The organism is Acinetobacter sp. YH01008, assembly GCF_013420435.1.
Classification (GTDB): domain Bacteria; phylum Pseudomonadota; class Gammaproteobacteria; order Pseudomonadales; family Moraxellaceae; genus Acinetobacter; species Acinetobacter pseudolwoffii.
In genome coordinates this window covers 1-6,526 of sequence record NZ_VOYD01000057.1, presented here as the reverse complement: position 1 = coordinate 6,526, position 6,526 = coordinate 1, and the positions used below count along the sequence as shown (strand labels likewise).

The 6,526-nt window shown below is 41.3% G+C and carries 10 protein-coding genes and 1 pseudogene; 6 read left to right on the top strand and 5 right to left on the bottom strand.

All coding sequences use genetic code 11. The annotated features are described in order from the left end of the window. Positions 1-112: pseudogene (locus FTT75_RS15215) on the top strand (IS982 family transposase); the annotation flags it as partial. A 95-nt stretch (positions 113-207) separates the two neighbouring features. Beyond that, positions 208-699: a hypothetical protein gene (locus tag FTT75_RS15210; RefSeq protein ID WP_252357258.1), complete on the top strand. Its 492-nt coding sequence runs from the start codon at positions 208-210 to the stop codon at positions 697-699. Positions 700-754: 55 nt separating this feature from the next. Here FTT75_RS15210 and tsaA read toward each other — a convergent pair whose 3' ends face one another. After that, on the bottom strand, positions 755-1,459 hold the full coding sequence (gene tsaA / locus FTT75_RS15205) for a tRNA (N6-threonylcarbamoyladenosine(37)-N6)-methyltransferase TrmO (protein WP_180000713.1): 705 nt from the start codon (positions 1,457-1,459) through the stop codon (positions 755-757). A 105-nt stretch (positions 1,460-1,564) separates the two neighbouring features. On the opposite strand from tsaA, the gene FTT75_RS15200 reads away from it, so the two are divergent. Further along, the gene (locus FTT75_RS15200; RefSeq protein ID WP_005097483.1) at positions 1,565-2,344 is read left to right on the top strand and encodes a ferredoxin--NADP reductase; all 780 of its coding nucleotides are present in this window, start codon (positions 1,565-1,567) and stop codon (positions 2,342-2,344) included. Positions 2,345-2,422: 78 nt separating this feature from the next. Here FTT75_RS15200 and FTT75_RS15195 read toward each other — a convergent pair whose 3' ends face one another. The 3 genes from FTT75_RS15195 to FTT75_RS15185 form a co-directional block, all read right to left on the bottom strand. Continuing rightward, positions 2,423-2,599, bottom strand: coding sequence for a hypothetical protein (locus FTT75_RS15195; RefSeq protein WP_005097486.1), 177 nt, complete (start codon positions 2,597-2,599; stop codon positions 2,423-2,425). A gap of 18 nt (positions 2,600-2,617) precedes the next feature. Then, the gene (locus tag FTT75_RS15190) at positions 2,618-2,869 is read right to left on the bottom strand and encodes a hypothetical protein (protein ID WP_005097487.1); all 252 of its coding nucleotides are present in this window, start codon (positions 2,867-2,869) and stop codon (positions 2,618-2,620) included. 187 nt (positions 2,870-3,056) lie between these two features. Beyond that, entirely contained in the window at positions 3,057-3,680 is a 624-nt protein-coding gene (locus tag FTT75_RS15185) for a cation transporter (RefSeq protein WP_100329024.1), read from the bottom strand. Positions 3,681-3,765: 85 nt separating this feature from the next. Between FTT75_RS15185 and FTT75_RS15180 the strand changes: the two genes are divergently transcribed. The 3 genes from FTT75_RS15180 (at position 3,766) to FTT75_RS15170 (ending at position 5,974) form a co-directional block, all read left to right on the top strand. Beyond that, complete coding sequence (locus FTT75_RS15180) at positions 3,766-4,176, top strand: Cd(II)/Pb(II)-responsive transcriptional regulator (RefSeq protein ID WP_005097491.1); 411 nt, start codon at positions 3,766-3,768, stop codon at positions 4,174-4,176. A gap of 131 nt (positions 4,177-4,307) precedes the next feature. Beyond that, positions 4,308-5,717 (top strand): tRNA 5-hydroxyuridine modification protein YegQ, encoded by a 1,410-nt coding sequence (yegQ, locus tag FTT75_RS15175; protein WP_180186802.1) that lies wholly within the window; start codon positions 4,308-4,310, stop codon positions 5,715-5,717. Positions 5,718-5,719: 2 nt separating this feature from the next. After that, complete coding sequence (locus tag FTT75_RS15170) at positions 5,720-5,974, top strand: YfhL family 4Fe-4S dicluster ferredoxin (protein ID WP_180186801.1); 255 nt, start codon at positions 5,720-5,722, stop codon at positions 5,972-5,974. Positions 5,975-6,239: 265 nt separating this feature from the next. Here FTT75_RS15170 and FTT75_RS15165 read toward each other — a convergent pair. Further along, positions 6,240-6,526: FAD-dependent oxidoreductase (locus FTT75_RS15165; protein ID WP_180186501.1), on the bottom strand; the 287-nt coding region annotated here is incomplete at its 5' end.

Genomic DNA, 6,526 nt, shown 5'->3' with positions numbered 1-6,526 from the left:
TAAAGCACGTAGTCTTCATGGATTTCTGAGTGGAATTTACGCCTCACTATGTGCATATCAATTAACCCATCGAAATAAGCCAACAATTCAAATTAAGGAATCATCGGCTTAAGCAGGATTCGGGTTATTAGTGGTAAAAATATTGCTCCAATACTTAGTCCCAATAATTATTTAACACTTAAATATAATTTACTTGATACCTATACAATGGGGGAGTTAGGTGAAAAATTCTACACCTTAACAAGTAATGCAAAATTCCCAGCAAACTCAAAATGTATTCAATTTCAAGATATTTCAAATTCAAAAGAATATATTGAGTTATATAAATATTCACTTGAAGAAGATATACAAGATTACTTAAAAACAGAATGGGCCGATGTATCCACTGATAGTAAAAACTATTCTAAAAAAACCTTTAAAGATGCAATTGCTTATTTAGATCTCCGAGAAGATCAGCAATGGGGTCTAGCAGAATATAAAAGTAAATATTATGAAGTGGATTACCATCCAGCAGGAAAGGAATATGATTTCAAAAACTTATTATCAGAACTTCAAAGTTTGATAACTTCTGCAAAAGATAATCATGAGAAACAAGTTCGCCAAGAACTTTATGATTTGACTCAAAATGCATGTAATGCATTTAATGATGTAGCTTCAAGCGAAATTAGAAAACAAATGAATAACGTGATCAGTAAATAATTTTCATCGTTTACTTGATTAATAGCTAAGTTAGCTAAGTCGGAGGTACAGGAACTTAAAGTTCCTGTATTTTTACCCTATCACCGACTATTTTAAACCTCACATCTAAATCCGCAAACTTCATTCCATAAACCCGTTCCTCATCATCCTGATAAGCAGGTCTCGGATCTAAAGAGAGAACTTTTTCGAGTTCTTGCAGTATTTGTGGAGAAACTTTTCCCTTATTCATGAACTGCTGTTTTTGCTGCTCCGCCTCTTCTGTCCAAATTACCGATTTACGTTGTGGCTCATCCTGTGCATAACCACTTTGTGCCTCAATCACGGCATCTGAATACTGAATATAGGGCTTGATATCGACAATCGGCGTTCCATCCAGCAAATCACTTCCATTTAGATACACACGTACATTCTTGCCGACCTTCTTGACTTCTTTGAGTTGAACGACTGACAAGCCAATCGGCGCTGGACGATACATGCTCCGTGTCGCAAAGACGCCAATCTTCTGATTGCCGCCCAAACGTGGTGGGCGTACTTGCGGACGGAATTTCGCATTCTCCTGATATTTATTATCATGAAACTGCCAGATCAGCCAGAGATGACTAAAAGCCTCAATTCCTTCAAATGCCAGCAAGTCATTATAGGGGCCGACCATTTCGATATAACTTTCGACCTGCACCAGATTGGGCTGCCGTGGAATACCAAATTTTTCTTTATAGGGTGATTGCATATAACCAATAATCGGCAACTTAATTTCAGTCATCATCACTTTTTTTGATAAGCTCAATTAAATATATTCAGTTTATAGAGAATGGATTTAGTTTAGAATAGCAAGTTGTTCTAATTTGATAACTTATTGAGACCTTTAATGGCTGCTTTTAACGTCGAAAAGATTACTCACGTCCACCACTGGAATGATACTTTATTCTCTTTTAAAACGACTCGTGACACTGCTTTACGTTTTAAAAACGGTCAGTTTGTAATGATCGGCCTTGAAGTCAATGGCAAGCCCTTAATGCGTGCATATTCAATTGCAAGTGCCAACTACGAAGAAGAGTTAGAGTTTTTCTCAATTAAAGTGCCGGATGGCCCACTGACTTCCATTCTACAAAAAGTAAAAGTCGGCGATGACATCCTGATTTCTAAAAAACCGACAGGTACTTTGGTGCTAGATGACCTGAACCCAGGCAAAAACTTGTATCTTCTATCTTCAGGCACTGGCCTTGCACCATTCTTGGCGACCATCCGTGATCCTGAAACTTATGAACGTTTTGAAAAAATCATTATCGTGCATGGTACCCGTTTCATTTCTGAACTGGCTTATCAAGATTTGATTTTGAATGAAGTACCAAATCACGAATTCTTCTCAGAGCTTGGTGCAAAAGAAAAATTAGTGTACTACCCGACTGTGACGCGTGAAGAATATCCGAACCAAGGTCGCGTTACGACTGCAATTGAAACCGGCGAACTGTTTGAAAAAATTGGTCTGCCACGTTTTAACCCGGAAACGGATCGCGCTATGCTGTGTGGTAGCCCAGCCTTCCTCGACGATGTTGCTGCACTTCTAGACCAACACGGTCTAAAAGAGTCACCTAAAATGGGTGTTCTAGGCGATTACGTGATTGAACGTGCATTCGTGGAAAAATAAAATCTGATTTTAGATGATCAGAATTAAAAAAACCGAAGCTTCAAGCTTCGGTTTTTTATTTGAATCGGCGTTAAAAAATTAACGATCACGACCTTCCTGATTGGCAGAACCTGAACAGCCTGCGCCACCACCAATGATAAAACCGCTTTCTGCCTTACATGAACCGATCATACGGCCATGCGAGTCAAATGTAGTCACTGTCGATGCACAGCCTGTTAATACCAGTGCCAGTGCAATAAGTGCTGATAATTTCATGATATTCCCCTGTATTCTTTATGGCTTTAAATTAATCTGGTTTTGACTTGGCAGTGCTGGCAACAAACCCGTCTTGGCATCCACGCTATTGTAATTCACACCCATCGCATTACCTGAACCACCACAATGGGCACTTGCAGTTGAAAGCAGACCGCGTGTTGCTTTACATGATCCAATCACCTGACCGGTGGCATCATAAGTGATGACCATAGAGCTACAGCCCGTCATCAGCACCATGGCCGCAAGTGAAAGTAGTTTTATGAAGTTCATTGTCCCCCCTCAAAAACAATAAAAATTAAATGGTTAAGTTATATTGCTATTCTATAAATTTCGCGGATGATTCTTTCTAAAATTAGTGGATTTGTAAAGCTTTATTTTTCATCTATTTAAAATATACAGGCCATAAAAAAGCTGCCCGTTAAGCAGCTTTTTTAGGATTAAACTTAAATATTCAGAATCAGGCTGACTCATGTCCTAATGCCCGTTCTGCCAGTGCCTGCTTCACAATCTGATAACCCGCAGTTAAACCAAGACTCGCCATAATCATCGCCACTATTATATCTGGCCACAGACTGCCTGTACCAAAAACCCCGACTGCTGCCAGAATCACGGCAGCATTGCCAATGGCATCATTTCGGCTACACAGCCAGACTGACCGCATATTGGAATCACCTTCGCGAAAGGCATAGAGAATGACTGCCGTAAATACATTTGCCAGCAATGCCAGTACGCCAATCAAGCCCATGGTCAGTGCCTCTGGCGGAATGCCTTGCAGATAGGCATAAATGACTTTTCCCATGATCACCAGGCCAAATAAGGCCATGGTCATTCCCTTGAGTAAAGCGACTGTTGCGCGCCAGTACAGACTTGCACCGATGACCGCCAAAGAGACGCCATAATTGACGGCATCACCAAAGAAGTCCAAGGCATCGGCCCACAAAGCCGATGAATGTGCATAGGCCCCACCAATCAGTTCTACCACAAATAAAGTCAGGTTCACCACCAAGGCAATCCATAACGCCGTTCTAAACTTACTGTCAGGTTTGGGTGGAGCAGGTTCATGACTACAGCTACAGGCCATGTTGATCTTCCATACTTTCGTGCAAAAAATGAGTTAAAATAATTAGAAACTATGGACTAACTCCAAGGTCAAGCAGGAGCGAGCAATGTCGGTCTATTTAATTTCAGAAATAGCCAAAAAGACTGCTTTAAGCACAGATAGCATTCGCTTTTATGAGAAGAAAGGCTTGATACAGCCGAATTTTCGAGCAAGTAATCGCTATCGTTATTATGGTGAAGAAGCCCTGAAAAGGCTGCTTTTTATCAAACGCTGTCGTGCTTTGGACATGTCCTTAAAAGAGATTGAAGCCCTGATTAAACTCGAACAGAATCCGCAGCAGGAATGCGGTGCAGTGAATCAGCTCATCGACCAGCATTTAGAAGATATCTCCAAAAAAATTAGGGAATTACAGCTATTCGAACAACAGCTGATTGCACTTCGCAAAAGTTGTAATGTCCCGACCACCATTGATCATTGCCAGATTTTAAAAATGCTCGAACAGACTGAAAATAATTGAATATTGAATAATTTTAGTGCTTCATTTCACTCAAAATAAAACATTCTTTTTATTCTAAATGGCTTATTTCCGAGTAATTTACTGGGTTGAATCCAAATTTTAGATGGTTAGAATAAAGCCGTACTTTTTATATGTCTTTCGATTCCATCATGAGCCTGACGACCGTTACTGAACTCCTCTCACCTGCCGGTTCACTGAAAAATATGCGCTATGCCTTCGCCTATGGTGCAGATGCAGTCTATGCAGGTCAGCCGCGTTATAGTTTGCGCGTTCGTAATAATGAATTTGATCATGACAATCTGGCGATTGGCATTCAAGAAGCCCATGAGCTAGGTAAAAAGTTCTATGTGGTCGTCAATATCCAGCCGCATAATTCCAAACTGAAAAATTTTATTCGTGATCTGGAACCTGTGGTGGCGATGCAGCCGGATGCGCTGATCATGTCTGATCCGGGCCTGATCATGATGGTGCGTGAACATTTTCCAGAAATGGATATTCATCTGTCTGTGCAAGCCAATGCAGTGAATTGGGCAACGGTAAAATTCTGGAAAAATATGGGACTCACGCGCGTGATTCTGTCACGTGAATTATCGATTGAAGAAATTGCTGAGATTAAACAGCAAGTACCGGATATGGAGATTGAGGTTTTCGTACATGGTGCGCTGTGCATGGCTTATTCCGGCCGTTGCATGCTGTCTGGTTATATGAATAAACGTGATGCCAATCAGGGTGCGTGTACCAATGCCTGCCGCTGGGAATACAAAGTTCTGGATGCGAAGGAAGATGAAACTGGTGATGTGATTCCAGTGAAAAATCTGGATTCAGGCTGCTGCTCTCAAGATGCCGACGAAGCACATATGCAAGCACAGCATCAATTTGATGAACCGGTATTATTACAACGTAATGATGAAGACATGTTTGCTGCCGAAGAAGATGAACACGGCACTTATTTCATGAACTCTAAAGACTTACGTGCGGTACAACATGTCGATCGTCTGATCAAGGTCGGGGTACATTCCTTGAAGATTGAAGGCCGGACCAAATCCTATTTTTACTGTGCCCGTACCGCACAAATCTATCGTAAGGCCATTGATGATGCGCTTGCGGGCCAACCATTTGACCCAGCATTGATGACGCAATTAGAAGGTCTGGCCAATCGTGGGTATACCGAAGGTTTCCTGCGCCGTCATGTGCACAGTGAATATCACAATTATGAAAATGGCTCTTCAAGTTTTGACCATCAACAGTTCTGCGGTGAAGTCTTAGAACGTAACGGTAACTCCATCAAAATTGATGTAAAAAACCGTTTTGTCGTGGGTGATTCCTTAGAGCTGATGACGACACAAGGCAATATCAGCTTTGTTTTAACCGAAATGAAAGACAAAAAAGGCAATCTGATTTCTGAGGCTAAAGGTTCAGGTCATATCGTCGAGATTCCGGTTCCGGCAGATGTAGACATGCAATATGCGCTGCTCATCCGCAATCTGCCGACATCGACTATAGATGTTTCGGCATCGTCACTGGCTTATCAGGCGAGTTAAACATGGCGCTGCTGATTACCGACAAATGCATCAATTGCGATATGTGTTTAGCAGAATGTCCAAATGATGCGATTTATGAGGGTGCGAAAGTCTATGAGATTGATGTGAACCGTTGTACGGAATGTGTCGGCTTTTATGAGCGCCAAACCTGTGTAAATGTGTGCCCAATTGAGTGCATTGTGCCACATCCTGAGCATGTAGAGACGCAAGAGCAACTGTTAGAAAAATTTAAAGTCTTGAATTTGTTCCAGTCTTAAGTACTGATCAAGCATTGGAATAAATATTGCATTGAATAAAGACAACCTTGGGGAAGGCTGAATAATAAGAGTCAAAACAAAAACAGTACAGAGGAAAGAAACAGCCAGAAGCAATTGGGGATGCTTCTGGCTGATCTAAAAAAGGAAGCAAATATAACAATAAAAAAAGGAACTCTGGTGTTAGCGTCCGGAGTTCCTATAAAAAGGTATAACAAAGATAATCGAGATCGAACACCAAGGTTTTGGGGAACCTTGGTGTTATTTTTTACTGACCTGAACGGATGATGTAATCAAATGCAGACAGTGATGCTTTCGCGCCTTCACCTGTGGCAATGATGATCTGCTTATACGGAACAGTAGTACAGTCACCCGCCGCAAATACACCTTTCACATTGGTCTCGTTACGCTCATTAATCAGGATCTCGCCACGATTTGACAATTCAACCGCTGTTGCTTTTAAGAAATCGGTATTCGGCAACAAACCAATCTGTACGAAGATACCAGCCAATTCAACAGTGTGCTCTTGGTCAGTTGTACGGTCTTTGTATTTCA

What these genes read in the sequence shown, in the direction of transcription:
- FTT75_RS15210 (WP_252357258.1), top strand. Translation starts at nt 208, where the DNA reads ATGGGGGAGTTAGGTGAAAAATTCTACACCTTAACAAGTAATGCAAAA.
- tsaA (WP_180000713.1), bottom strand. Translation starts at nt 1,459, where the DNA reads ATGACTGAAATTAAGTTGCCGATTATTGGTTATATGCAATCACCCTAT.
- FTT75_RS15200 (WP_005097483.1), top strand. Translation starts at nt 1,565, where the DNA reads ATGGCTGCTTTTAACGTCGAAAAGATTACTCACGTCCACCACTGGAAT.
- FTT75_RS15195 (WP_005097486.1), bottom strand. Translation starts at nt 2,599, where the DNA reads ATGAAATTATCAGCACTTATTGCACTGGCACTGGTATTAACAGGCTGT.
- FTT75_RS15190 (WP_005097487.1), bottom strand. Translation starts at nt 2,869, where the DNA reads ATGAACTTCATAAAACTACTTTCACTTGCGGCCATGGTGCTGATGACG.
- FTT75_RS15185 (WP_100329024.1), bottom strand. Translation starts at nt 3,680, where the DNA reads ATGGCCTGTAGCTGTAGTCATGAACCTGCTCCACCCAAACCTGACAGT.
- FTT75_RS15180 (WP_005097491.1), top strand. Translation starts at nt 3,766, where the DNA reads ATGTCGGTCTATTTAATTTCAGAAATAGCCAAAAAGACTGCTTTAAGC.
- yegQ (WP_180186802.1), top strand. Translation starts at nt 4,308, where the DNA reads ATGTCTTTCGATTCCATCATGAGCCTGACGACCGTTACTGAACTCCTC.
- FTT75_RS15170 (WP_180186801.1), top strand. Translation starts at nt 5,720, where the DNA reads ATGGCGCTGCTGATTACCGACAAATGCATCAATTGCGATATGTGTTTA.